The following is a 25,275-nucleotide window of genomic DNA, read 5'->3' as shown; positions in this document are numbered from 1 at the left end:
CGCTCAGCCGGATTCGCGGGCCTTGGCCACCTGCTCCTTCGCGCCGTCGAGGAACTCCTGACAGATCTTCGCCAGTTCCTCGCCGCGCTTCCACAGCGCCATCGAATCGGCGAGCGACGCACCGCCGGATTCCAGCTTGCCGACCACGGCCACCAACTCGTCGCGGGCCTGCTCATAGGTCAGTTTCTCGTCAGCCATCGTATGGCTCCCTTCGACACATTCGTTCGGCCCCCCCCGAATACTCAGGACACGGCCCTTCGGTACATCAGGACGCCCCTTCGGGCGTGACCCGGGCGACATCGAGGGCCAGTTCCCCGTCGGCCAGGTAGGCGTGGATGCGGGCGCCGACGGTGGTGTCGCCGATGCTGGACACTGAGGCGTGGGCCTCGTCCACCAGGACGGCGTACCCGCGCTCCAGAGTCCGCTTGGGGGAGAGCGCCCGGATGGTGCTGACGGCTGCCCGGAGGTCTGATTCCTCGTCGCGGAGCCGGCGGCCAATGGCAGATTCCAGACGGTGGCGCAGCAGCGACACCCGCTCGACGTGGGCGTCGAAGGCGCTGGTGGGGTCCACCATGACAGGGCGCGAGCGCAGCGCGTCCAGCACCTGTTGCCGACGGGTGAGCACACCGTCGACGGCGCGGTGCAGCCGCTGGAGCGCCTGGGCGACACCGGCCTGCTCCGCCGCGTGGTCCGGCACCACGTGCTTGGCCGCATCGGTGGGGGTGGAGGCCCGGTAATCGGCCACCAAGTCGACGAGTGGGAAGTCGCGCTCGTGCCCGATCGCCGTGATCACCGGGGTGCGGGCCGCGTGGACCGCACGCACGAGCCCCTCGTCGGAGAAGCTCAGCAGGTCTTCGAGGGAGCCGCCCCCGCGGGCGATGATGATGACGTCGACCTCGGGGTCTGCGTCCAGCGCGGCCAATGCCGTCATGACGGATTCCGCCGAGCTGACGCCCTGCACCAGCGCGTGCCGGACCCGGAGGTGGGCGCCGGGCCAGCGCCGCTCGACGTTGGTGATGACGTCGCGCTCCGCGTCGGAGTTCTTGCCGGTGACCAGACCGATCACGCGTGGGAGCAGCGGGAGGCGTCGTTTGCGGTGGGCCTCGAACAGGCCCTCCGCCTGGAGCTTGCGCTTGAGTTGTTCGAGCTGGGCCAGCAGGCGGCCCTCGCCGGCGACACGGAGTTCCAGGCATTCGTAGCTCAGTGTCGAGTTGCGGTCCCAGACGCGTGGCCGGATCCGGGCCGTCACCCGGGAGCCCTCCGGGATGGGCCCGGCAGCGTCGAGGACCAGGGTGGAGGCGGTGACCTGGCAGGACATGTCGGCGATCCGGTCGCGGAACGTCATGAACTGGGTGGGGGCGTTGCGGCGCTTGATCTCCACCACCTGGGCGTCGACCCAGATCTCGCCGCAGCGGTTGACCCAGTCCTTGACCGCCCCGATCACGCGGCCGAGCGGCTGCGGTTGTTCCGGGGAGCTGGTCAGTGCCATGCCGGCAACCCTAGTGGGCGCCGGCGTTGCGGTCCCAGGTGCCGGCGTTGACGGTGGCGTAGAACGTGCCGTGGATGACGTTGCCCGGCTCGACGGGGTGCTCCATGGGGACGGCGACAGTGAGGCCGATGACGCTCGCCGCCCGCACGTACTGGAAGTTGGTCTTGGTGAGCTCGTTGCGACGCACCTGCACGTCTTGGACGACGGCGCCCATCAGCAGCGTCGGCCCCGCCTCCTCGGTGGTGATCGAGGAGGCCTGCAACCCCAGGAGCGACGGCGACACCATGGAGCGCGGCTCCATCAGCATCGAGCCGACGCGGGCGGCGTCGGAGGCCTTGAACGCCTCTTCGTCGGCGAACACCAGCACGTCCATCGCCAGGGCGCCCACCTGCAGTTCCTGGATGATCGAGAAGCCGCCGCCGGGGGTGAGGTCGTGCTGCTCGTAGGCGATCGGGTCGTCGACCATCGCAAGGAACTGGGTGAGCAGCTCGCCGTCCTCGCCCTGCGAGTACACGGCGACGCGCGCCAGGAGGTCCGTGAACCGGATCACCTGGGCCCGGTACCGCGTGTCCGAGCGGAGCCCTGCGGACACGTTGACCGCCTGCCCCTTGCGCTGCACGAAGGCCACCCGGGCGCCGCTCGGGTCGGTGTAGGCGCCGATCAGGGCGAAGCCGGGCGCCTTGTTGACGCCCCTGACCCCACCGTCGAACGCAGCCTTGGTGAGCGCCTCCATGGAGGTGAAGTCGAATCCGACGGCGTGCAGCTGAGGCGATTTCATGGCCCCAGGCTACCGAAGCGGGGGTATTTCCTATTTCACCTAGACTAAGAGGCATGACTGCCACCAAACGAGTCGTTGTCGCTGCGCCCCGCGGTTACTGCGCGGGCGTGGACCGTGCCGTGATCACCGTTGAGAAGGCCCTCGACCTGTACGGCTCACCCGTCTACGTGCGCAAGGAGATTGTGCACAACCGCCATGTCGTCGAGGACCTCCAGGCGCGCGGCGCGATCTTCGTCGAGGAACTCGAAGAGGTGCCGCCGGGTTCCACCGTGGTGTTCTCTGCACACGGCGTCTCCCCGGCGGTGAAATCCGAGGCGGCCGAGCGCGGTCTGAAGACCATCGACGCCACGTGCCCGCTCGTCACCAAGGTGCACCACGAGGCCAAGCGCTTCGCGACGGACGGCAAGACCATCCTGCTCATCGGCCACCAGGGCCATGAAGAGGTGGACGGCACCATGGGCCACGCGCCCGAGCAGACCATCCTGGTGCAGCACCCCGACGATGTCGCCGGGCTGGACCTGCCGGATGACGCGGATGTCGCCTGGCTGTCGCAGACCACCTTGTCCGTCGACGAGACCATGGAGACGGTGGGCCGGCTGCGGGAGAAGTTCCCGCTCCTGATGGACCCCCCGTCGGACGACATCTGTTACGCCACGCAGAACCGCCAACTCGCGGTGAAGCAGATCGCCGGCGCCGGTTGTGACCTGATGATCGTGGTGGGGTCGGCCAACTCGTCGAACTCCGTGCGGCTCGTGGAGGTCGCGCTCGAGGCCGGGGCGAAGGCCTCGCACCGCGTCGACAACTACAGCGAGATCAAGCCCGAATGGCTCGACGGCGTGGAGACGGTGGGCGTCACGTCCGGCGCCTCCGTGCCCGACGACCTGGTGCAGGGCGTGCTCAAGTTCCTCGAGGAGCAGGGCTACCCCGTCGCTGTCGAGGAGCGCCTGACCGAGGAGACGCTGCAGTTCGCTCTGCCGCCGGAACTACGCAAGGACCTGCGCCGCGCGGTGAAGCACTGACGCTGCGAAATGGGGGCCGCCGGGAGACCGGCGGCCCTTTCCATGTCCCGACGACCGCCGGCTGGTCAGACCAGGAAGGTGAAGTACGGGGAGTCGTAGGCGATCTCCTCGGTCTTCATGCCGCACTCGTCGATGCGCTGGAGGAGGAAGCGGTAGTCTCCCGGGCTGCCCAGCTCGACGCCCACCAGGGCGGGACCGGTCTCCTTGTTGTTGCGCTTGACGTACTCGAAGTAGGCGATGTCGTCCTCGGGCCCCAGCACCGAGTCGAGGAACATGCGCAGCGCACCCGGCTGCTGCGGAAACTCCACCAGGAAGTAGCGCTTGCGGCCCTCGTGGATGAGCGAGCGCTCCACCACGTCGGCGTAGCGCGAGACGTCGTTGTTGCCGCCGCTGACCAGCACCAGCACCCGGGACCCCGTCGGGATCTGCACCCGCGGGCCCACCCCGCCGGTGGGGAGGGCGGCCGCGGCGAGGGCGCCGGCCGGCTCCGCGATGATGCCGTCGGTCTGGTACATGTCCAGCATCTCGGTGCAGATCTGGCCCTCTGGGACGCGCGCCAGCTCGATGCGTGCCTCGCGGATCGCCTGGAAGGTGAAGTCGCCGGCCCGCCGCACGGCCGCGCCGTCGACGAAGGTGTCGATGTTGTTGAGGGTGACGGGCCGCCCGGCTGAGATCGCGGCCGCCATGCACGGCGCGCCCTCCGGTTCGACGCCGATGATCCGCACGTCCGGGTGTACCGCGCGCAGCCACGCCGAGCAGCCTGCGACGAGACCGCCGCCGCCGATGGGCAGCACGACGACGTCCGGCACGAAGCCGAGCTGGTCGAAGGCCTCGACCATCAGTGTCGCCTGGCCGGCGGCGGTGCGCGGGTCGTTGAAGGCGGGGACGAGCACCATGCCCTGGCCGGCGAGCCGGACGGCTTCCTCCGAGGCCTCGTCGTAGGTGGCGCCGTGCAGCACAAGGTCCACGTACTGGCCACCGATCTTCTGGATCCGGTCACGCTTCTGGCGCGGCGTGGGGTGGGGCACCACGACAGTGGCATGGATGCCGAGGGCCGCGGCGGAGAACGCGACGCCCTGGCCGTGGTTACCGGCCGAGGCGCAGACGACGCCGGCGTCCTTCTCCTCCTCGTTCAGCTGGCTCATGAGGTTGTAGGCGCCGCGCAGCTTGTAGGAGCGGACGGGCTGCAGGTCTTCGCGCTTGAGCCAGATCTCGGAGCCGGTGGCGGCGGACAGCCGCTCATTCAGCTGCACTGGGGTGTGCGTGACGATGGCCGACAGCCGTTCGACGGCGTCGGGGATGGATTCGGCAAGGTCGGCCAGTGTGCTCACCCGGACCATTGTGTCACTCTGCGGTCACCGGTGGACGTGGGTGACGTCGCCGGAGGGCCGGATCGCCGGGTCTTTGGGGCATACCCGGAGTGGGACTCAGGTTTTGTCTGAGGCGGCTGATTAGCTGTGAGGCATGGAAGCACTCGCCATCCTTTTCGGTCTTTTCGCCCTCGTCCTCGGCCTGGTCGGAGGCTTTCTGCTGGGGCGCCGCAGCACCGCCGCTGCGGGTGCCTCAGACACCGCCGCCCGTGAGCAGGAGCAGCGCCAGTTGATGCAGGCCCGCGACGATTCGGCACAGGCCCGGGCAGACGCCAGTCGCGCCCGCGAGGAGGCTGCCATGGCCAAGGCGGAGATCGCCCAGGTCCTCGCAGGCAAGGCAGAGCTGCGCGCCGTCGCCGCGGACGCGCAGCGGCTGGTGGCCGAGGCCCAGGGTGAGACCGCCAGGGTGCAGGCGCTCGTGGCGGCGGCAGAGGCAGAGCGCGACGCCGCGGTCCAGAAGGCCAAGGAACAGGCGGCAGACCGCGAGGTGCTCCTCAACCAGTTCAAGGTGTTGTCCTCGGAGTCGCTGGAGAAGCACGGCAAGGCCGCAGATGTCGTGGCGGACCAGCGGATGAAGGCGACGGAGCAGCTCGTCGCCCCGCTGGCGGACGGCCTGCGCCAGATGCAGGAGAAGCTGCAGGCGGTGGAGAAGGACCGCGTGCGGATGGCCGCTGAGCTCGCTGAGCAGGTCAACACCGTGCGGATGTCGGGGGAGGCCATCCGCAAGGAGACCACCAGCCTCAGCCAGGCCCTGCGCACACCCCAGGTGCGCGGCGCGTGGGGGGAGAGCAGCCTCAAGCGCATCGTCGAGATCTCCGGCCTCGTGGAGCGCTGCGATTTCGACACCCAGCAGAGCTACACCTCCGACGACGGCCTGTTCCGCCCTGACCTACGGGTGAACCTCCCCGCCGGCAAGGTGATCTTCGTCGACGCGAAGGTGCCGCTGGCTGCGGTGCTCGAGGCGTACAACACCGAAGACCCGGAGGCCCAGAAGTCGCACTTCGCCTCCTTCGCCCGGCACGTCAAGACCCACATCGACCAGCTCGCCGGTAAGAACTACTGGCAGTTGGATCTGGGCTCGCCGGAGTTCGTCGTGCTGTACCTGCCCTCGGACGAGTTCTACCGGCTCGCCATGGAGCAGATGCCGGACCTCCACGACTACGCCACGCGCAAGCACGTCGTGCTCGCCTCACCCGGACTGCTCATCCCGCAGCTGCAGATCGTCGCGAATGGGTGGAAGCAGGTGGCTCTCGCAGAGACGGCCGGGGAGATCTCGAAACTCGGCCGCGAACTCTACGAGCGGCTCGCAACCCTCGGAAAGCACTTCGACAAGCTGGGCAATTCGCTGCGCAGCGCCGTGACGAACTACAACAGCGCCGTGGGTGCGCTGGAGACCCGCGTGATGGTGTCGGCCCGCAGGTTCCGTGACTACGAGGTCGCGTCGGAAGACCTCACGGAGCTGAAGGGCGTCGAGCTGACCACCCGCCAGGTGACGGTCACGGAGATGCTCGACTACGAGGACCTGCGCGAGCGGGAGCGCACGCTGCTCTCGTCTGAGCAGACGCTGCTCGATCCGCCGGTCCGCCAGCTTCCCCGCCGCACGGACGCCGGCTGAGGCCCCACGCCACCCTTGGTCGCACGCCCATCGGGCTGGGGCTATGTTTGACGCCATGCTCAGCACCGCCCAGGACCACATCGCAGATCTCGCGGAGTTCGTCACCGCGTCGCCCACCAGCTACCACGCGGCCAGCACGATGGCACGGCGCCTGCGGGAGGCGGGCTTCGAGCAGTTGGACCCGCGTCGGCCTTTCGACGGCGTCGCCGGCAAGCGGTTCATCCAGCGCGACGGCGCCGTTGTCGCCTGGGTCGCGCCCGAGGAGTTGACCGAGACCGCCGGGTTCCGCATCGTCGGCACCCACACGGACTCGCCGTCGTTCAAGATCAAGCCGGGTGACCTGATCCGTTCGGCAGGTTGGGTCCAGGTCGGCGTGGAGGTGTACGGGGGGCCGCTGCTCAATTCCTGGCTGGACCGCGATCTCGGCATCGCCGGCCGCCTCGTCACCCGTGATGGGCAGAGCCACCTCGTGAAGAGCGGGCCCATCGCCCGGATCCCGCAGCTGGCCATCCACCTGGACCGCGGCGTCAACGACGCGCTCAAGCTGGACAAGCAGCAGCACATGCAGCCGGTGGTCGCCGTCGACCTGAAGCGGCCCGTGAAGGAGCATCTCGCGGTACTGGCGGGTGTTGAGGCCGAGGAGGTCGCCTACCACGACCTGTACCTGTTCGATACCCAGCCGCCCGCCGTGATCGGGGCTGAGGATGAGTTCTTCGCCTCGGGTCGCCTGGACAACCTGTCCTCCACCCACGCGGGCCTCACGGCCTTCGAGGCGCTCGAGGTGGGCTCCGACGTGTCGGTCCTCGTCGCCTTCGACCATGAGGAGGTGGGCTCCGCCACCACCACCGGCGCCGGTGGACCCCTCCTGCAGGACGTCCTGGAGCGGATCGCGGCCGGCTGCGGGCTGGGCCTGGACGCCACCCGCGCCATGTTCGCGCGGTCGAGCTGTGTCTCTGCAGATTCCGGGCACCTGGTCCACCCCAACTACGTGGGCCACCACGACCCGAAGAACCATCCGGAGGCCAACGGCGGCCCCCTGCTGAAGATCAACGCGAACCAGCGCTACGCCACGGATGCGGTAGGCGCCGCCCTCTGGCTGGACGCCTGCGCGCGCGCCGACGTGCCGACGCAGCCGTTCGTGTCCAACAACTCGATGCCCTGCGGCTCCACCATCGGGCCGATCACGGCCACCCGGTTGGGCATCACCACCGTCGACGTGGGCATCGGCCTGCTGAGCATGCACTCGGCGCGCGAGCTGTGTGGGGTCGAGGACGCCTGGTTCCTCGCCCGCGCGATGGAGTCGTACTACGCAGGCGGTGCTGCGGCCTGATAAGGAACCGGGCAGCTCAACCGGCGTTGAGGACGAGCGGCACGGGGGCGCCGACCTGGCGGTCCAAGCAGCAGCCCTCCCGTTGCGACCGGTGGGAGTTGTTGCACGTAGGGATTGGCAGGTAGAAGTGCGCGATGGGCCGGCCCTGGAACTCGCCCACCTCAATGTCCAGATCGAACACCTCACGCAACAGACCGGGCCGCACGATCTCGGCCGGTGTGCCCACGGCATGGATCCGGCCGTGCTTCATGGCGACGATCTGGTCGGCCCAGCAGCTGGCGTAGTTGATGTCGTGCAGCACGATGACGACGGTCTTGCCCAGCTCGTCGGCGGCGCGGCGCAGCGTCTGCAGCATGCCGTGCGCGTGTGACACGTCCAGGTTGTTGAGGGGCTCGTCGAGCAGCACGTACTCCGTGTCCTGCGCCAGCACCATCGCGACGAACGCGCGCTGCCGCTGGCCTCCACTCATCTCGTCGAGGAAACGGTTCCGGAGGTCCTCGAGGCCCATCCAGCGGATGGCCAGGTCGATGGCCTCGTGGTCGGCCTTCGTGTGCCGTCCGCCGCTGTGGGGATAGCGCCCGAATCCGACGAGGTCGGTGACGGTGAGCCGCGATTGCACGTCGTTGTTCTGCCGCAAGATGGCGAGCCGCTTGGCCAGTTCCCTGGAGTCTGCCTTCGCTACGTCGAGGTTCCCGACGGTGATCTCGCCCGTGTCGGCTCCGAGCAGGCGCGCGACCATCGACAACAGGGTTGACTTGCCCGCTCCGTTGGCGCCCACAATGGCGGTCAGGCCGCCGCTGGGCAGCGACACCGACACGTCGTCGACGACGACCGACTTGCCGTAGCGCTTGGTGACGTCCTTGACCTCGATCATGACCGTGCAGCCTTCCTGATGACGAGCCAGATGAACGCGATGCCACCGGCGAATTCGATGATGACGGAGAGCACGGTGCCCAGCCCGAACACCTGCTCCAGAATGGCCTGGCCGGCCACGATGACGCCCACGCCGAGCAGCCCCGCCATCGGCATGGTGTAGGCGTGCTTGCCGGTGCCGGCGACCTGATAGGCCACGGCCGCCACGATGAGGCCGAGGAACGTGATGGGTCCGACCAGCGCCGTCGACACCGACACCAGCAGGGTGGCGACGAGGAGCACGGTGCGCACGGTGCGGTGGTAGGGGACACCGAGCGACACGGCGGCTTCCCTGCCGAGCGTGAGTACGTCGAGCGTGTTGCGTGCCCGCCACAGCCACCAGGTACAGGCAGCGACGACGGCGAAGCCCACCCAGATCAGTTCCGGGTGGACGGCGTTGAAGGAGGCGAACAGGTTGCCCTGCAGCACCAGGTAGCTCGTGGGGTCCAGCATCCGGCTGATCAGCGAGGAGAACGAGCGCAGGATCGCGCCCAACACCAGGCCGGCGAGCACCACGAGATAGACGGAGCGGCCCTTGCGACCGAACAACAGGCCCGTGAGTGCCATGGCGGAAGCCAGCATGATCACCACCGTGATGGCGAACATCGTGTAGGGCCCGACGGCCGAGACGAAGGTGACCCCCAGCAGGAAGATCAACAGCGTCTGGATGAAGGCGTACAGCGCGTCGAGACCGAGGATCGACGGGGTGAGCAGCCGGTTGTTGGTCACCGTCTGGAAGGCCACCGTCGCCACCCCGGTGGCCCATCCCACGAGCACCATCGCGGCGAGCTTGCGGCCGCGGAACGGCAGGATGAACTCGAGGTTGCCGGCCGCGTTGATCGTGACGAACGCGACGGCCGCCAACAGGCAGAAGGCGACGGCCAGCCAGAGCCGGGCGTCGGGGCCGACCTGGCGTCGGACCTTGGTGTCCGGGACGAAGGCGACGGTGGTCATCTGGCGGTCCTCAGCTTGCCGGTCAGCAGCAGCGCCAGGAAGACGGTGCCGCCCAGCACCCCGGAGATGGTGCCGACGGGGATCTCGTAGGGGTGGTTGATGGTGCGCGCGAGGAGGTCGCAGACCAGCACGAAACCGGAGCCTGCGAGGGCCGTCCAGGCGATGTTGCGGCGCAGGTTGTCGCCGCGCCACATGGCGATGAGGTTGGGGATGATCAGGCCGACGAAGCCGATGGCCCCGACCACCACGAGGGTGACCGCGGACGCCACGGCGACGAGGCCAAGGCCGAGGTTGAGGGTGGTCTTGTAGGACAGGCCCAGCGAGGTCGCCTGCTCCTCCCCGAGCGACGCGACGGTGAACCGGTCCGAGAAGACCCACAACACGGCACCGACGATGGCCAACAGCCACAGCAGTTCGTAGCGGCCGCGCAGCACGCCGGAGAAGTCGCCCTGCATCCAGATGCCGAGGCTCTGGAGGAGGTCGAACCGGTAGGCGACGAACGTGGTGCCGGCGGAGATGACGCCGGCCAGCATGATGCCGACGAGGGGCACCGCGACGATGGGCGCGCGGGGCGGCAGGGCCCGGACGAGGCGGACGAACACGGCGGTGCCGGCCAGCGCGGTGGCCACGGCGATGAGCATCTTCAACCAGAGCGGCGCCGAGGGGAACAGCATGACCGCGATGAGGATGCCCACGCCTGCCGACTCCGAGGTGCCCACCGTCGTGGGTTCGACGAACCGGTTGCGCACCAGCAACTGCATCAGTAGACCGGAGAGCGCGAGGGACGCGCCGGCCAGGAGCACGGCGACGGTGCGGGGGATGCGGGACGCGAACAGGTTGAGCACCTGTTGGTCTGTGGCCCGCCCCGAGATGAAATCCCAGGGTGAGAGGTCGGCGACGCCGACGAACAGCGAGACCGCCGCCAGCACCAGAAGCGCGGCGAGCCCGCCGACCCAGCCCCAGTTCAGGGGACGGGTGGCGGGCTGACGCGTGGTGCGCAGGGCGGCGACGCTCACAGCTCGGCAGCCACCTGGTTGATCATTTCGACGGCGTTGTTGGCGCCGTGGATCAGGATGTACCAGCGCTGGCCCTCGAGGTACACGACGTCGTCGTTGCTCCAGGCGGAGGTGGTGGCCATCAGTTCGTTGTCGAGCACCTGCTTGGCCGCGGCACCCTCCTCACCGATGGCGGCGTCGCGGTCCACGACGAACAACAGGTCGGGGTTGGCCTGCTGGATGGCCTCGAAGGAGATGGCGTCGCCATGGGCCTCGGCCTCGACGTCGGAAATGGTGGGCTCGATGCCCAGGTCGTTGAACAGGGCGTTGTAGCGCGACTGGGTGCCGTGCGCCGACACCTTGCCACCGGAGGTCATGAGGACCATGGCGTTCTTGCCCGCGGGCACCTTGTCCTTAGCGGCGGCGATGGCCTCCTCGAGCTCCTTGAGTTCGGTCTGGGCCTGCTCCTGGGTTCCGGTGGCCTCGGCGAGGATGTCGGTGGCGTAGGCCACACCGTCGTAGAAGCTCTTGGAGTAGTCGTAGGTGATGTCGACGGTCGGCGCGATCTTGCTCAGCTCAGGCACCTGCTTCGCGGAGCGGAAGCCGGCGACGATGAGATCCGGCTGCAGGGAGGCGATGGTCTCGAAGTTGGGCTCCTGGAGCGTGCCTACGTCCGTGGTGGAGTCGGTGTTGAAGGAGCTCACCGCGTCGGGGAAGGCCCCGCCCTTGGGAACGCCGACGACCGAGCCGCTGACGCCGAGCGCGTCGAGGGTGTCGAGCGCGCCGAAGTCGAGGACGACGATCTTGCTGGGCGTGCCGTCGAGTTCAGCGGTGCCCTGGGTGTGGGCGACGGAGATGGCCTGACCGGAGGTCTCGTCTGCGGCGGGGGCTGTATCGGGGGTGCCGCACGCCGTGAGGGCGAGGGCGCCAGCGGCTGCGGTGGCGGCGAGGAGGCGCAGAGTCTGCTTCATCGGTGTCTTTCAGTAGTAGCTGTCGGTGTCGCGACTTAGGCAACCCTAACCAACCCATTAACGCTACGCAAACGTGGCCAAAATGCGGACAGGGGCCAGTGTGAAGTTGTGCAGCAAGTCCGCTGCACAACTCAACCTTGCCCACGAGCCGGAGCCTGGTCGGGGTAGGCAGTGTGAAGTTGTGCAGCGGACTTGCTGCACAACTCAATTCTGCTGAGGTCGCGCCAGTGCCCGGCCGCCGCGACGGGGCGCGGCATTCGGTCGCCTCAGCGCGGAGCGGTAAGCTGCGCTCTCGTGGCACTCACCATTGGAATCGTCGGTCTCCCCAACGCCGGCAAGTCGACCCTGTTCAACGCACTGACCCGCGCGGAGGTGCTCGCGGCGAACTACCCGTTCGCGACCATCGAGCCCAACGTCGGCATGGTCGGCGTCCCGGATCCGCGGCTCGCGGAGTTGGCGAAGGTGTTCGGCTCCGAGCGGCTCGTGCCGGCTGTCGTCAGCTTCGTCGACATCGCCGGCATCGTGAAGGGTGCCTCGCAGGGTGAAGGCATGGGCAACGCGTTCCTGGCCAACATCCGCGAAGCCGACGCGATCTGCCAGGTCACCCGCGTGTTCGACGATGTGGACGTCACCCATGTCGACGGCAAGGTGGACCCCGCCTCCGACATCGACACCATCTCCACCGAGCTGATCCTCGCCGACCTCGCCACGGTCGAGAAGGCCCTGCCGCGTATCGAGAAGGAGGCGCGGATCAAGAAGGATGCGCAGCCGAAGCTCGAGGCCTTCAGGGCCGCGAAGGATGCCCTCGAATCGGGCCAGGGCGTCCGCGCCGCGGCTCTGGACACCGAGGAGCTCTACGAACTCCACCTCCTCACCGCGAAGCCGTACCTCTACGTCTTCAACTGCGACCAGGACGAACTGGGTGACGAGGAACTCAAGGCCAGGATGCGCGCGATCGTCGCCCCGTCCGAGGCGATCTTCCTCGACGCCAAGTTCGAGTCCGAGCTGGTCGAGATGGAAGAGGACGAGGCTCGCGAGTTCCTCGCCGAGATGGGCGTGGAAGAGCCGGGCCTCGACGTGCTGGCGCGCGTGGGCTACGACACCCTCGGCCTGCAGAGCTACCTGACCGCCGGCCCCAAGGAAGCCCGCGGTTGGACCATCAAGAAGGGTGCCACCGCCCCTGAGGCCGCAGGTGTGATCCACACCGACTTCCAGAAGGGGTTCATCAAGGCGGAGGTGGTCAGCTTCGACGACCTGATGGCCGCCGGTTCGATGAACGCGGCCAAGGCCGCCGGCAAGGTCCGCCTGGAGGGTAAGGACTACATCATGGCCGACGGCGACGTCGTGGAGTTCCGCTTCAACGTCTGATTCGCCATGACTGCGACAAGATATGACCAGGGCTGGGGATCGTGCGTTCTGTCGAAGTCGCCTTGGCTCGCTGGTAGTCGCGACTCGATGACGTGCGTCGCGCCGTCGGCCAGCTGCGCGACGCCGGGCTCGCCTAGACGCCTTGTCATTGTCCTCGGGAGGCTGCGTCGCGGGCGCCCTCTGTGGACCAACACCGGTGTCGTGGCACACTCCGGTTGTGGATACGTCGGAGGAGTCGGGACCCACCCGGTACTACCACGGCACCCGAGCGGTGCTGTCTCCCGGTGACTCGATCACCCCGGGGCGCCCGTCGAACTACCGGGCCGAAGTGACCATGAACCACGTCTACTTCACCGCGCGGCTCGACGGCGGTGGCCTGGCGGCCGAGATCGCCGCGATGCTCGGTCCCGTGGGCGCCGAACCGCACGTGTATCTCGTGGAGCCGACCGGTCCTTTCGAGGACGATCCGAACGTCACCGACAAGAAGTTCCCCGGCAACCCGACGCTGTCCTACCGCAGCGCGGCTCCGCTGCGCGTCATCGAGGAGATCACCGGCTGGACCCGTCTGGGGCCGGATGAGCTCGACGTGTGGGGCGAGCGGTTGCGGGCGATGCGGGAGTCGGACGCGGAGATCATCAACTGATCGCACGTGCCCGCGCCGGAACTCGGTGGAGATCCGGGTGAGCGTCTACCGTGGTTGTGGCGTCGCAGTGCCGTGCGGCAGCGGGTGTGACGCTCTGAGTTGAAGGAGGGTGATATGGCTGGCATCGCTGCCCTGGATGCGAGTGTCGGTACCGAGCGCGAGGTCCTTCTCGCCTTCCTGGCTGAGCATCGCCGACTCGTCCGCGAGACGGTCCTCGTCCTGACCGATGAGGAGGCGAGGCGAAGGTTGGTGCCGTCGCTGACGACGCCGATGGGCCTGCTCAAGCACGCAGCTTTCGTCGAGTCGGCCTGGTTCCCTTGTCGCTTCGGTGGCCTGACCCGCGCAGAAGCGGGAATTCCGGAGACGGTGGACGAGAGCTTCACCCTGGAGCCGGATGACACGCTTGCGCGACTTGCGCGCAATCACGAGCTGGCTGTTGCCGCAGCTGATGAGGTCATCGGTCAATTGGGACTCGACGACCGCTGCACGCACCCCGTCCTGGGGGAGCTCTCGCTCCGCTGGGTGCTGAACCACTGCATCCGCGAGTTGGCCCAGCACGCCGGTCACGCCGAGATTCTCGTCGAACAGATCATGGCCGAACGCGCCTGACCGCTACCGGTTCGACTGTTCACTCCGGGCTATACGGCGACTGACTCATTTGATCTGCCGGACTTCCTGGGGCCAGCCACAGGCAACAGCGACCTTGCCGGCCCACATTTTCGCGGCCTCGTCGTCTGCGACATCAATGATCGTCAGTCCGCCGAGAAACTCGCTGGACGACCCGAATGGCCCGTCGTTGATCTCGACCGTGCCGCTCGTCGCGTCTGCGCTCCACGCCTCGTCGATGTTCTCCTCGAGCCCGCCGGCGAACACGTAGACGCCGGCCTCCTTCATCTCGTCCACGACCGCGTTGGCGAGCGGTCCGCGGCTGTCGAACCACTCCTCGCTGTGGTCGCCCACCCATTGCTGGTTGAAGTAGATGATGTAGTGGCTCATCGTGGCTCCTAGTGTCAGCGGCGCGGTGCCGCACCGACTCTCGCCGACGATACGACGGGGGCCTGAGGCGATGTCAACACCACGGTGGACCGGATTCGGGCGCCCGTGAGCGTTCGAGCCTGGAAAGCCGAGATCGGGTGGCCTTTGCCGCGACAAGTCCGTGACTTCCCCGGACAACCGGTTCACACTGGAGTATGGACCGGGAAATCTATGAGGTGCAGGAGCGGATCTTCGCGCTGCTCATGATCCGTCTGGACCGGTTGATCCAGCGGCGCATCCCAGTTCGCAACGTGTCCCCAGGCCCGGTGCAGCACACGGCCAGGCTCCAGTTCGCTGACGGCGCCACGCTGTTGGTGCGCTCCCAACGTTCCGGCAGTAGTGCCGCGGTCATGCATGCGATCCTCGAGGGACGCTCGGTACTCCTCGAGGCCTGGCAATGGCAGGACGACGGCCTGGTGCTCACCCTGGCGGTCCCGATCAGGCGTCGGATGATGCGCCACTGCCTGATCCTGCTCGGGGCGGACCAACCCGACTAGTGGCGTCAGCCGGACCGCCACAGTGAGCGCATCGACGGGGTAGCGTGGCGGACAAACCGGGCCAACCGGCCGCCGATCAACGAAAGAGGAGCGATCATGCCCAACCCCGTCGTCAGCAAGGCCAGCACCGTCTGGAACGGTGACCTGTTCACCGGCAAGGGAACCACCACCCTGGACAGTTCCGGCTCCGGCAGCTTTCCGGTGGAGTGGAACGCCCGCGCCGAAGGTTCGGATGTCACCACGACGCCCGAGGAACTCCTGGCCGCAGCGCACGCCACCTGTTTCTCCATGGCTTTCTCCAACGAACTGAAGAAGAACGGCACCCCGCCCACGGAGATCACGACGAACGCCGAAGTCAGCTTCGTGGCCGGCACCGGCGTCACCGGGATTCACCTCATCACGAACGTGCAGGCCGAAGGCCTGGATGAGGAGACCTTCCAGACGATCGCGAATGGCGCCAAGGAGAACTGCCCCATCAGCCAGGCGCTGAAGGCCGTCGAGATCACCCTCGAAGCAACCCTCGCCTGAGCCCCGGCGAGGCGGCTCAGGCCGCGGCCGGTGCTCACAGACCTCGCGCAGGTCTGCGCTGTGGAAGCCGAACAGTTGAATGTGGCCGTGGCACTAGCGCAGGCCATGATCCTCGCTATGGGCGGGGCCGGGCCGCCAACGTCATCCACAGGAGGGTCGTGCGGCACCTGCCGCACGACCCTCCGTGTTGGAACGGTGATCAGGCGTTCACGTCGGCCCGCGAGATCAGGTCCGACATCTCGCGGCTGTTCGGCGCGGTCAGGTCGGCCATCCGCTCCTTGCCGACCCGCGCCACGATGATGTTGCCCAGTTCAGTGGCGACGTCGGAGTACAGGCCCTGGGCCTTCATCCGCTCGCATTGGGCGGCGTTGGCTTCCGTGGGCGAGACGTAGTGCACGGCGTCGGCCTTGAAGCGCTGGATCATGTACAGGTGCACGAGCATCGAGAGGCGCTTCTTGCGGAGGTTGTCGTCGAAGGTGTTCTGGTCGCGCACCGAGATGAAGGTGCGTCCGTGACGGTCGTTGATGGGGGCGAACACAATGTTGTGCACCTTGTCGTCCGGCCCCCGGTAGACCGCCAGTTCCAGCAGTTCGGGCGCCTCCCGGCTGGGCCGCAGGCTCGCCTGAAGCGGTGTCCCGAGCCCGTTGAACTCCGCCCACTCGGCCAGCCAGTCTTCGAGGACCTTCTTCGGCAGCTCGGTCTGCACCAGGTGCTGGGTCTGGGTGGAGCCCTTGCCCATGGCCTTGGTGGTGGCGGTGCGTGCCGAACAGGCGGCCAGCGCGGCGTCGAGACGCGGGCCGCCGACGTGGGTCTGCGGGGTCCGGTACGGCGACTCGAGCAGCCTGATCCGGCGCTGCACCTTGGCGAGGGCCAGCATGCCGTCGTGCATCAGCGCCGAGGCGAACTCCTCGCCGGCCACGCCGTCGATCTGATGACCGCCGTACGTGATGAAGTTGAACACGAAGCCCGCAGCTCCCAGCTTCGCCGGGAACTCCCGCATCTCGTCGTCGGTCATCCCGGTGGAGTCCCAGTTGAACGATGGCGACAGGTTGTAGGCGAGCATCTTGTCGGGGAACACCTCGTGCATCGCCCTGGCGAAGTGCTCGGCCTCCTTGATGTCGGCCGAAGCTGTCTCCATCCAGATGATGTCCGCGTAGGGCGCCACGCTCAGCGACTTGCGGATGGCGTACTCGATGCCTCCGCGCACCTGGTAGAAGCCTTCGGGCGTGCGGGCGACGTCGGCGTTCCAGTAGAAGTCGATGCCCAGCTCGCGTGCCTTGTCACGCACCATCCAGAAGGAGGCATCCGCCGCGAACTCGCGCCACTCCTCCTCGCTGATCGGCAAGTCTGCGTCGTCGGCGGCCAGCATCTGGAGCCGGTTTCCCACGGCCTCCCCGATGGTCATCAGGCCGGCTGCGGACTCCCACAGCCCCACCATGTCGTTGACCAGGCCGTCGTAGGTCTCATCGACGATGGGCTCGGCTGCGCCCGCGAGCCGGGTGGCCGCCTGCCCGGCCTTGGCCATCAGGCCGTTGTGCTCCAGCCACGCATCGGCCGCGGCGTACTCCTCGTCGGTGATCGTGTAGAGCTGGAAGCCAGACAACACCGTCGTGCCCGCCTTGTGCATGGCGCGCATGAGCGCCAGTGTGACGAGCTTGTACGACGGGATGGACGGATTGGTCGCACCCAGGACGAAGGGGTGGTCGCGCTCGTCGCCGTTGTTGTCGAGGAGGGTGGCCGCTTCGGCGTCGGTGCGGGCGACGATGAGGCCCGGCACGCCCATGATGTCGAGCTGGAACCGCGCCGCGTTGAGACGCTTGATCTGCTCGTCGACCCCCACGAGCACCTTGCCGCCCTGATGGCCGCACTTCTTCGTGCCGGGGCGCTGGTCCTCGATGTGGTAGCCCGTCACGCCGACCTCGACGAAGCGGCGGATGAGGTTGCGCACGTGGGCGTCGCCACCGTGCCCGGTGTCGGCATCGGCGATGATGAACGGCCGGTAGTCGACGGGGGCGGGGGCCTCCGCGAGATCCTCCGGGCGCATGCGGGCCCGCAGGTAGGTCTGGTTGCGGTCAGCAGTCAGCAGCGCGCGCACGATGCCGGCCGCCTCGTCGGGAACCTGCGAGAGGGGGTAACTGGCCAGGTCCGCACCCGGATCCTCGGTGACCGATCCCTTGGCCGAGGTGGCCCAACCGCCCAGGTAGATGCCCTCCATGCCCATGCGCTTCATGGTCACGGCCTGGCTGGGGGAGTAGGGGCCGAACGTGGTGATCGACTTCCTCTCCGAGAACAGCTCGCGCAGCCGCGTGTGGAAGGCGGCGGCGTTGTCGCGGGCGATCGGGTACGCCGTGGGGATGGTGCCTCGCTGCTCCGCCACCTGGCGGGCCGAGTAGAGCCGCTTGATTCCGGCGAAGCGGTCGCCGTCCATGTACTGCTGAATGTCGGTGGCGGTCTGATCGATGGTCATGTCAGGTCCCTCGTTGGTTGACGTGATGGGATGGTCGGTGGGCGTTGGGGCTGCGGCCAGATCGAGGTTCCAGGTGATGCGGGTGCCGTCGTCGGCGAACGCGTTGAGGTACCGCTCGATCCGGTCCTCGGCTTCGCGCAGGTCGTGGTTGTTGAGGTTGAGGTTGAGCAGATCGATGTACCAGGGCGCCTTGACCGGGTATCTGACGTAGGCCCGCACGATCTCCCGCGCGATGGGCAGGGTCGTGGTCTTCGACACCTCGTGGACGTCCCTGGCATCCGCGGCGACGAGCTTGTGATACTCCTCGTCGAGGAGCCGTTCGAACAGTTCCGCGGTCATCGGATCCCCGGCCCTGACGCCGGTCTCGTCGTCGTCGGCGGTGAACGTGGCGCTCTTGTGCAGCCACTCCCACAGCACCGACAGGCGGATCTCGCCCGTGGCCGCGTCCTCCATCAGGTAGAGCACGCTGTCGTCGCCGAAGAAATCCGCAGGCTTGAGCGCCGCGGCCTGGAACCCCTGGCCGAACGCGTTGCCGTACTGGAGCCCCACGCTCAGGAGGTCGCGGGCGCCGCGGACGGTGCGGGGCGCGTCCTCCAGCTGGGTCAGGGCACGGGCGTCCTCGGCGGTGTAGGTCAGCGCCGGGAACTCGCGCCCGAGCTGGTTGTCTTCGCCGACGCGTTCCCAGACCGGCCGCATGATGTGCACCATCTTCCAGTGGGCCACCCACTTGCCCGAGGCGCCCTCGCGCTGCTCGCGCTCGCCGCCGGCCACCGCCCTGGTCATGGCCGTGGCGACCCCCTCCTCGCTGCCGACGGGGATGTTGGGCTCCATCCCGCCCTGCCAGAGCGAGAAGTTGCCTGCCGCGTCAGGCGTGTTGACGGCCCTGCGGACGCGGTCCTCGTAGGCCCGCATGTAGGCGTACGTCATGGTGATGGCGTCGATGTTGGGGTTGGTGAACTCAGGATCCCAGGCCATGGCGTCGGAGACGGAGTTGATGTAGTCCCAGCGGCCGGTGTTGAAACCGACGAAGTGGAGGCCGAGCGCCGCCCGGATCTCCATCAGCTGGAAGGAGGCCTCCACCTGCTCCACCAGCACGTAGCCGAGGATGGTGCCACGTGTGAGGCCCAGATGGTCCTCGAGCGCATCCATCAACCGGCCCCAGTGGGCGGCCTCGGCGGCGGTCTGGATCTTGGGCAGGTACAGGACGATCGAGCGACCCTGCTCAGCCAGGTTGCGGTGGTTGTGCACGACGTAGAGCACCAGATCGGTGATGCTGGCAGAGAAGCCCCGGCCGTCGTCGTGTGTGAGGTGGCGGTCGTCGAGGTGGAGTCCGCGGCAGCGGAAGATCCGCGTGGTGAACCCCAACTGTTCACGCCAGTCGCCGATGATCTCCCGGCCGAGGAAGGCGCGGGACCACGCGTTCATCTCGCCGGCGACCTGCTCGGCCACGTCCAGGAACTGGGGGTCTTCGGCCACCATGAGGCGCAGGTTGCGCTGGGCGTCGAGCGACATGAACCCGGTCTGGCCGAGGGCGTCCTCCCCGTCGAACATCCAGCCGTCAGCGCCGGACAGCAGGGCGTAGGCGACGTTGCGCAGCCCGGACGCGACGCTCGACTGCGGCTTCGTGCTCGGCCCTGTGCCTTGGATCCACTGCCGACGTAGGTCCGCGGGAATGACCGGGCCGGTGAAGCGGCCGGCGCGCGCATCGGCGACGGTGATCCCGGTGCCCTCGATGACGGAGTCCTCGGCAAGGAAATCGAGGGGTTGCCGCTCGTTGGCGCGTGTGGTCCGGCGTCGGATGCGGCGGTCCATGAGCTCCGCGCGCTGGGTGTCCAACCCGGCGAGCGCCTCGAGGGCGGCCACGGCTTCCGGGGTGTAGACGTCCGGGTAGACGGCAAGAGCCGCGGGGTTGATGCGAATGGTGGTCTGCACGGTCGACATTGACAGGTGCTCCTTCTTTTGTGGACTGGGTGATAGGGGAGGTCAGGCGTCGAGGAGGTAGCGCCGGTAGGCGTGTTCGGTGACCGACGGGGGCAAGACCTCGCCCAGGGCTCCGAACTCGACGAGGTGGCGGATCGCCGCGAGCCGGCTCTCGTGGCGGGAATCGTCGTCGGCGCGGAGTGCCTCGAGTTCCCGGTCCAAGGCGTCGACCAGCACGTGCCGGGTGACGGGTCGCCCGTCGTCCCTGGTGACCCCGGTCCGGGACCACTGCCACAGTTGTGCCCGCGCGATCTCGGTGGTGGAGGTCTCCTGCAGCAGGCCGTCGACGGCGATCTCACCGCGGCCGTCGAGCCAGGCGTCGAGGAACCGGACCAGGACGGCCATGTTCGCGGCGATCCCATCGTCCGTGACGGGGCCGGGCTCCTCCAGGGTGAGCAGGCGCGCCGTGGTGATGCCGGGGTCGTCGAGCTTGGCCTCCAGCTGGTGGGGTCGGCCTGCCAGGACGCCGGCGTAGGCCTCGCTGCACGTGCTGATCAGGTCGACCTGGGCGACCCAGGAGCCGTCGAAACCGCGCCGCGCGTCGCTCTCCTTGGCGGCTCGGACCTGCTCCGAGGAATCGACCTCGTCCGTGGTCGTGGCGGTGAGGCCGCCGAGGGCATGGCCCCCGCGTCGGTGCGCCGTGTGGACCAGCAGGTCGAAGAAGGCCTGAAGGTGGTCAGCGTCGAAGGTGATGTCCCGGCGGTCCGGCAGCTGGAAGCTGGCGTCCCCGCCGAGCTGCTTGATGATGCTGAAGATGTAGTCCCAGCGGCCTGCGGCGAGGCCTGCGGCGTGCCCGCGGAGTTCGAAGAGGATCTCGTCCATCTCGAAGGCTGCGGTGATGGTCTCGATGAGGACCGTCGCGCGGATGCAGTTGACCGGCAGCCCCAGCGACGCCTCGGCGAAGTCGAAGACGTCGTTCCAGAGGCGGGCCTCCAGGTGAGTTTCGAGCTTCGGCAGGTAGAAGTACGGGCCACGGCCCTGCTCGAGCAGCGGGGCCGCGTTGTGGAAGCAGTGCAGTGCGAAGTCCACGAGGCTGGCTGGGACTGGCTCGGAATCGACCTTGATGTGGCGCTCCAGGAGGTGCCAGCCCCGGGGCCGCAGGACGACCGTGGGACCACCCTCGGCCCGGATCCCGGGGAGGCCACCAGCCGCTGTGGCCTTGAGGTTGAGATGACCGGTGATGATGTTGGCCCAGGTGGGGCTGGTGGAATCCTCGAAGTCGGCGATCCAGACGTCGGCGTCCGAGTTGAGCGCCTCGATGCAGGAGGCTGCGTCGACCGGGCCGCTCAACTCGACGACGCGGCGCTCGAGGCCGGGGGCCGGCACCGGGACCGTCCAGTCGTCGCTGCGGATCTCGCTGGTCTCGGGCAGGAAGCCGAGGGTGTCGCGGTTCGTGGTGCGGCGGAAGCGGGCATCGAGGAGAGCAAGGCGGCGCTTGCTGAACCTGCGGTGGAGGGCACGGATGAACTCCAGCGCATCGGGGGTGAGAAGGGTCTCGTCTCCGGGGACCGGATCCCCGACCACCGACAGGTGGTATCCCGCGGAGGGCGTCGTTGCCTGGAGACGGTGTGTCTGGGGTGGGTTCGTGAACATGTCGATAAGCATCCGTTGCGCCATAAGAAGGCCACAAGGGTGCCGATTTGCCAAGTAGCGAAAACCACTTTCGATCATATTGCCAACCTCGCGAAAACCTTCCGGCTCAGGACTCGGCCGTGAACGCTCACATCGGCTGCGCAATCAGCTGCTGACTATGCGTTATGGTGACCCCTGAGTGCAAAGAACAGCCAAGCGGTGGGCGGCATCTCAGTTTGACAAGGGATAGGGAGCGAAGCTACTTCGCGACGGGTCGACGCGCAGCGCCAGCCCGACGGGAGGGGTGGCCCGCTGGATACAGCGAGGTCGGTCGCACGTGCGGCAGCCCGGGCCGATGGGCACCACGTCGGGTTCGATGAGGTCGAGGCCGAGGCTGTAGATCAGCCGGCCCGCTTGCCGCAACTCGCAGCCGAGCCCGATCACGAAGGTCTTGGCCGGGTTGCCGTAGCCGCCCCGACGGTGGGTGACCGTGCGGGCGATCCACAGATAGCGCTCGCCGTCGGGCATCTCCGCAACCTGCACCTTGACCTGGCCAGGCGAACTGAACGCCTCGTAGATGTTCCACAGGGGACAGGTGCCGCCGTCTCGCGAGAAATGGAATCCCGTGGCCGATTGACGCTTGGAGATGTTCCCTGCCCTGTCGACCCGGATGAAGATCAGGGGGACGCCTCGCATCCCAGGTCGCTGCAGCGTGCTGAGTCGGTGCGCGGCGGTCTCGTAGCCCACGTCGAAGTGCTCGGCCAGCTCCTCGACGTCGTAGCGGAGCCGCTCGGCGCGCCTGAAGAACTCCGTATACGGCAGCACCAGCGCCGCCGCGAAGTAGTGCGCCAGGCCGATCCGGGCGAGGGTGCGGCTCGTTTCGTCGGGCCATTCGACGGTGGCCAGTGCCTCGTCGAGCAGGTGTTCGGCCTCGAGGTAGGCCAGCTGAGTCGCCATCCGGAAGGCTTGTTGCCCCTCGCGAAGGTCCGGGGCCAGGATGAGCGTGCGGTGCCGCTCGTCATAGGCGTGCATGTCCTGGGCGAGCCCGCCGCGGTCGATGGTGACCTGCACCCCATGGACCGCCTCCAGGTGGGAGCGGAGTTGGTGCATCAGGTCGCCGCCCCGGTGCCCGACTGCCTTCGCGAGTCGTTCGGCCGTGCGGTCGAGCGCGTTGAAGTAGTTGAGGTGCTTGTCGAAGAACTCCAACACCCGCTCGTGCGGCATCAACGCCAGCCGTCCGCCCGCCCTCGCCGTGTCCGATTCGACGAGGGTGACGGCGTCGCGGTACCCGCGGTGGAGGCGGACGATGGCCTCGGTCACCTCCGGCATGGTGCGGGCGATCTGCTGCAGGTCACTCAACGGGACGAGGCGCGCCTCGTCGTCGGAGGATTCGCGCAGCGCCTCCCGCAGCTGCGCCAACTGGCGGGCCGTGTCACGCGGGGAGAAGTACGACGGATCGATGCCGAAGAGTTCCGTCAGACGGACGAGGACCGTGACGGTCAGCGGCCGGGTGTCGTGCTCGATCTGGTTGAGGTAACTGGGGGAGATCACCAACACGCGTGCGAGCTCCACCTGGGACAGCCCGCGCTCCTCGCGCAGTCTCCTCAGGCGTGCACCACCGAACACCTTCTCCATGTCGACACGCTAGCGTCCCGCATCCCGCGCGTTGGCAGAATTGGCAACCTGTGGCTGGCGCTGCCAAGTCAGCCCCCGACGCGGCGGGCTCGGGGTCGGCTTCCCGGCCGCGGCACTGAGGGAACGGGGAGTACATTGCGTCTCTGGAGGTGCGGCGTGGATCGCTGGTGGAGGGTTCTCTCGATTGCGGCGGGGTCGTTCCTCGTCGTCTTCGGCGGTCTCGTGGTCATGGCGGGGCAGGCAGACGACTCGCCCGGCCTTGGCGGGCTGGGCCTCATCACCGTCGCCATCGGCGGCGTGCTGCTCGTGCGCACGCTACAGGGACACTTCCGGCGCCGCTGATCCCGTCGAACGGACTCACCCCCCGGTCGTCAGGAGCGCCGCGAAGACCCGGGCCAGCAGTTCCCGGGGGAGGGGTTCCTCCAGCGGGAACCAGAGCGTCCCCTTGCCCCGTCGGTAAGTCGTCAACTCCGCCTCCAGGGCACTGTCCTTCGGCACGGGGTAGACGCCGATGTGATCGCGCCACCCCGAGATGAACCCGTAGGCCCGTTTCGTGCCCGCCGGGCGGTAGCCGATGATGTCGTAACTGAGCACCTCCTGCGCGTCAGGTGCCACCTCGCGGACCAGTGCCCTCAACTCATCCAGCTGGGGACGGGCGGCTTGCGGCACCGAGGCCAGGTATTCGTCGACGGTGGTGGGTTTGGCCGGCGGGGGTTCGGCGTGGTGCTGGAACGAGCGCTGCACCAACTCGCGCAGGACCTCCGCGTCGACATCGACGAGCTTGTTGAGGTACAGGCAACTGACGCCGGTACGGTGCTTGCCCAGGCGGTCGAGCAGGTCGCCGTGCCGCTCGAAACCCTCGGGGATGTAGACCGTGATGGCGGATCGCCGCGGGCTGAAGGACAGCAGCCCCATCTCACCCTCGCGCCCGGACGCGAGCCGGTAGGAGGTGCTGCCGAAGCCGATGATGCTGGGTCCCCACATCACCGGATCCTCCCCGGAGATCTCCCGCATCATGACGATGAGCTCCTCCGCCTCCCCGCGACGACGCGTGTCCAAGCCGTCGAGGAAGTCCGGCACCGGAGTGGCGGTGGGTCGGGTCTTGTTCTCCATACCCACACGCTAAGCCACGTTCGGCGAGGAGAATCGTGATTGGCGCACGCGGCGTGCGTCACACGTGTGCACGAGGAGCAGCAATGAACCGGGTAACGCACTTCGAGATCCATGCGGGGGATGTCCCGCGTGCGGTCGACTTCTACCGCAGCGTCTTCGGCTGGGCCATCGAGGACTGGTCCGAGTTCGCCGGGATGCCCTACATGGGTGTCGTCACCAGGGAGGAGGGCACCCCTGGCATCAACGGCGCGATCATGCAGAGGATGGGCGACAACCCTTCTCCGGGCAGCCCCGTCGCCGGCTCCGTGATCACCGTCGAGGTGGATGACTTCGACGCGGCCGGCGATCGGATCGTCAGGGCGGGTGGCGCCGTCGCCATGCCGAAGTACGCGCTGCCGGGAATGGCCTGGCAGGGCTACTTCGTGGACACGGAGGGCAACGTCTTCGGCGTCCACCAGCCCGACGAGGCCGCCGGCGTCGATGCCGAGGCGGCCAAGACGGACGCCTCGCATTGACCCGTTCTGCGACTGTGAGGTGGGTGATGCAGAGAAGTGGCAGGAATCAAAATCCTCGATTTTGACGCCTGACTCGCCGTTTGGGCCTGAATGAGGCTAAGCTGGAGACCTGCTCGGCAGTAGGTGTTGTACAGCCATTAGGCAATGGTCGTCAGGCCACGCGGTTCCCTCTGAGAAGTGTGACGAGCAGACACCAGTTGTGGTCGAAAGTCGGCCACACAAAGCCAGAAGGGCTTAAGTCATGGCTACAGGTACGGTCAAGTGGTTCAACGGTGAGAAGGGCTTCGGGTTCATTGCACCCGACGACAAGTCGGAAGATGTATTCGTGCACTTCTCGGCCATCAAGTCCACGGGCTACCGGTCGGTAGAAGAAGGAGAGAAGGTCGAGTACGACGTCGAGCAGGGTCCCAAGGGTCTCCAGGCCTCGAACGTCACCGTCCTTCGCTGACGCTTAGAGCTCAAAGGGCCGTTGTCTCCAGAAATGGGGGC

24 protein-coding genes are annotated in these 25,275 nt (G+C 67.7%); 11 read left to right on the top strand and 13 right to left on the bottom strand.

Annotation, left to right across the window (positions count from 1 at the left end; genetic code table 11):
* Positions 1-3: 3 nt before the first annotated feature.
* From H5393_RS07115 to H5393_RS07105, 3 genes are all read right to left on the bottom strand, one after another.
* A complete protein-coding gene (locus tag H5393_RS07115) occupies positions 4-198 on the bottom strand; it encodes an exodeoxyribonuclease VII small subunit (protein WP_182766065.1) in 195 nt (64 codons plus the stop codon).
* Positions 199-265: 67 nt separating this feature from the next.
* Positions 266-1,489 (bottom strand): exodeoxyribonuclease VII large subunit, encoded by a 1,224-nt coding sequence (xseA, locus tag H5393_RS07110; RefSeq protein ID WP_182766064.1) that lies wholly within the window; start codon positions 1,487-1,489, stop codon positions 266-268.
* Between the two features lie 10 nt (positions 1,490-1,499).
* Positions 1,500-2,267, bottom strand: a complete 768-nt coding sequence (locus H5393_RS07105; RefSeq protein ID WP_182766063.1) for a hypothetical protein — start codon at positions 2,265-2,267, stop codon at positions 1,500-1,502.
* Positions 2,268-2,320: 53 nt separating this feature from the next.
* Between H5393_RS07105 and H5393_RS07100 the strand changes: the two genes are divergently transcribed.
* On the top strand, positions 2,321-3,286 hold the full coding sequence (locus tag H5393_RS07100) for a 4-hydroxy-3-methylbut-2-enyl diphosphate reductase (protein WP_182766062.1): 966 nt from the start codon (positions 2,321-2,323) through the stop codon (positions 3,284-3,286).
* A gap of 65 nt (positions 3,287-3,351) precedes the next feature.
* On the opposite strand, the gene ilvA is transcribed toward H5393_RS07100, so the two are convergent.
* Positions 3,352-4,626: a threonine ammonia-lyase IlvA gene (gene ilvA, locus H5393_RS07095; RefSeq protein WP_076059850.1), complete on the bottom strand. Its 1,275-nt coding sequence runs from the start codon at positions 4,624-4,626 to the stop codon at positions 3,352-3,354.
* Between the two features lie 124 nt (positions 4,627-4,750).
* On the opposite strand from ilvA, the gene rmuC reads away from it, so the two are divergent.
* Both rmuC and H5393_RS07085 read left to right on the top strand, forming a co-directional pair.
* Positions 4,751-6,271 (top strand): DNA recombination protein RmuC, encoded by a 1,521-nt coding sequence (rmuC, locus tag H5393_RS07090; RefSeq protein ID WP_182766061.1) that lies wholly within the window; start codon positions 4,751-4,753, stop codon positions 6,269-6,271.
* 55 nt (positions 6,272-6,326) lie between these two features.
* Positions 6,327-7,601: a M18 family aminopeptidase gene (locus H5393_RS07085; RefSeq protein ID WP_255436355.1), complete on the top strand. Its 1,275-nt coding sequence runs from the start codon at positions 6,327-6,329 to the stop codon at positions 7,599-7,601.
* Between the two features lie 16 nt (positions 7,602-7,617).
* Here H5393_RS07085 and H5393_RS07080 read toward each other — a convergent pair whose 3' ends face one another.
* Genes H5393_RS07080 through H5393_RS07065 form a run of 4 tightly spaced genes read right to left on the bottom strand, consistent with a single transcriptional unit; the run spans position 7,618 to position 11,433 of the window.
* Positions 7,618-8,475 (bottom strand): ABC transporter ATP-binding protein, encoded by an 858-nt coding sequence (locus tag H5393_RS07080; RefSeq protein WP_182766059.1) that lies wholly within the window; start codon positions 8,473-8,475, stop codon positions 7,618-7,620.
* The gene (locus tag H5393_RS07075) at positions 8,472-9,467 is read right to left on the bottom strand and encodes an iron chelate uptake ABC transporter family permease subunit (RefSeq protein ID WP_182766058.1); all 996 of its coding nucleotides are present in this window, start codon (positions 9,465-9,467) and stop codon (positions 8,472-8,474) included. The genes H5393_RS07080 and H5393_RS07075 overlap by 4 nt, the downstream gene beginning before the upstream one ends.
* The gene (locus H5393_RS07070; protein ID WP_220488253.1) at positions 9,464-10,483 is read right to left on the bottom strand and encodes an iron chelate uptake ABC transporter family permease subunit; all 1,020 of its coding nucleotides are present in this window, start codon (positions 10,481-10,483) and stop codon (positions 9,464-9,466) included. Before H5393_RS07070 ends, H5393_RS07075 begins: the two co-directional genes overlap by 4 nt.
* A complete protein-coding gene (locus H5393_RS07065) occupies positions 10,480-11,433 on the bottom strand; it encodes a siderophore ABC transporter substrate-binding protein (RefSeq protein ID WP_182766057.1) in 954 nt (317 codons plus the stop codon). Before H5393_RS07065 ends, H5393_RS07070 begins: the two co-directional genes overlap by 4 nt.
* A 294-nt stretch (positions 11,434-11,727) precedes the next feature.
* Between H5393_RS07065 and ychF the strand changes: the two genes are divergently transcribed.
* The 3 genes from ychF (at position 11,728) to H5393_RS07050 (ending at position 14,053) form a co-directional block, all read left to right on the top strand.
* The gene (ychF, locus tag H5393_RS07060; protein WP_182766056.1) at positions 11,728-12,801 is read left to right on the top strand and encodes a redox-regulated ATPase YchF; all 1,074 of its coding nucleotides are present in this window, start codon (positions 11,728-11,730) and stop codon (positions 12,799-12,801) included.
* Positions 12,802-13,018: 217 nt separating this feature from the next.
* Positions 13,019-13,444, top strand: coding sequence for an NAD(+)--rifampin ADP-ribosyltransferase (arr, locus tag H5393_RS07055; RefSeq protein WP_182766055.1), 426 nt, complete (start codon positions 13,019-13,021; stop codon positions 13,442-13,444).
* 114 nt (positions 13,445-13,558) lie between these two features.
* Entirely contained in the window at positions 13,559-14,053 is a 495-nt protein-coding gene (locus H5393_RS07050) for a DinB family protein (RefSeq protein ID WP_182766054.1), read from the top strand.
* Positions 14,054-14,098: 45 nt separating this feature from the next.
* Here H5393_RS07050 and H5393_RS07045 read toward each other — a convergent pair whose 3' ends face one another.
* Positions 14,099-14,440: a YciI family protein gene (locus H5393_RS07045; protein WP_182766053.1), complete on the bottom strand. Its 342-nt coding sequence runs from the start codon at positions 14,438-14,440 to the stop codon at positions 14,099-14,101.
* A gap of 194 nt (positions 14,441-14,634) precedes the next feature.
* Here H5393_RS07045 and H5393_RS07040 point away from each other — a divergent pair, with 194 nt between their 5' ends.
* Together H5393_RS07040 and H5393_RS07035 are read left to right on the top strand one after the other, a co-directional pair.
* The gene (locus H5393_RS07040) at positions 14,635-14,976 is read left to right on the top strand and encodes a hypothetical protein (protein WP_182766052.1); all 342 of its coding nucleotides are present in this window, start codon (positions 14,635-14,637) and stop codon (positions 14,974-14,976) included.
* A 96-nt stretch (positions 14,977-15,072) separates the two neighbouring features.
* Positions 15,073-15,504 carry an OsmC family peroxiredoxin gene (locus H5393_RS07035; RefSeq protein WP_182762063.1) on the top strand — a complete coding sequence of 144 codons (432 nt, stop codon included), beginning with the start codon at positions 15,073-15,075 and terminating at the stop codon, positions 15,502-15,504.
* A 199-nt stretch (positions 15,505-15,703) separates the two neighbouring features.
* On the opposite strand, the gene H5393_RS14740 is transcribed toward H5393_RS07035, so the two are convergent.
* The 3 genes from H5393_RS14740 to H5393_RS07015 form a co-directional block, all read right to left on the bottom strand.
* Entirely contained in the window at positions 15,704-19,912 is a 4,209-nt protein-coding gene (locus tag H5393_RS14740; RefSeq protein ID WP_220488252.1) for an isocitrate lyase/phosphoenolpyruvate mutase family protein, read from the bottom strand.
* A gap of 42 nt (positions 19,913-19,954) precedes the next feature.
* Entirely contained in the window at positions 19,955-21,544 is a 1,590-nt protein-coding gene (locus H5393_RS07020; protein ID WP_182766051.1) for a malate synthase, read from the bottom strand.
* 210 nt (positions 21,545-21,754) lie between these two features.
* Positions 21,755-23,158 carry a short-chain fatty acyl-CoA regulator family protein gene (locus tag H5393_RS07015; RefSeq protein WP_182766050.1) on the bottom strand — a complete coding sequence of 468 codons (1,404 nt, stop codon included), beginning with the start codon at positions 23,156-23,158 and terminating at the stop codon, positions 21,755-21,757.
* A 156-nt stretch (positions 23,159-23,314) separates the two neighbouring features.
* On the opposite strand from H5393_RS07015, the gene H5393_RS07010 reads away from it, so the two are divergent.
* Complete coding sequence (locus tag H5393_RS07010) at positions 23,315-23,500, top strand: hypothetical protein (protein WP_182766049.1); 186 nt, start codon at positions 23,315-23,317, stop codon at positions 23,498-23,500.
* A gap of 15 nt (positions 23,501-23,515) precedes the next feature.
* Here H5393_RS07010 and H5393_RS07005 read toward each other — a convergent pair whose 3' ends face one another.
* The gene (locus H5393_RS07005) at positions 23,516-24,271 is read right to left on the bottom strand and encodes a DUF1801 domain-containing protein (RefSeq protein ID WP_182766048.1); all 756 of its coding nucleotides are present in this window, start codon (positions 24,269-24,271) and stop codon (positions 23,516-23,518) included.
* A gap of 83 nt (positions 24,272-24,354) precedes the next feature.
* On the opposite strand from H5393_RS07005, the gene H5393_RS07000 reads away from it, so the two are divergent.
* A complete protein-coding gene (locus H5393_RS07000) occupies positions 24,355-24,786 on the top strand; it encodes a VOC family protein (protein WP_182766047.1) in 432 nt (143 codons plus the stop codon).
* A gap of 241 nt (positions 24,787-25,027) precedes the next feature.
* A complete protein-coding gene (locus H5393_RS06995) occupies positions 25,028-25,234 on the top strand; it encodes a cold-shock protein (RefSeq protein ID WP_076059814.1) in 207 nt (68 codons plus the stop codon).
* Positions 25,235-25,275 lie beyond the last annotated feature (41 nt).

This window comes from Tessaracoccus sp. MC1756 (genome assembly GCF_014164735.1).
Classification (GTDB): domain Bacteria; phylum Actinomycetota; class Actinomycetes; order Propionibacteriales; family Propionibacteriaceae; genus Arachnia.
The sequence above is the reverse complement of the archived record's forward strand: the minus strand, read 5'-3'. Positions and strand labels throughout refer to the sequence as shown.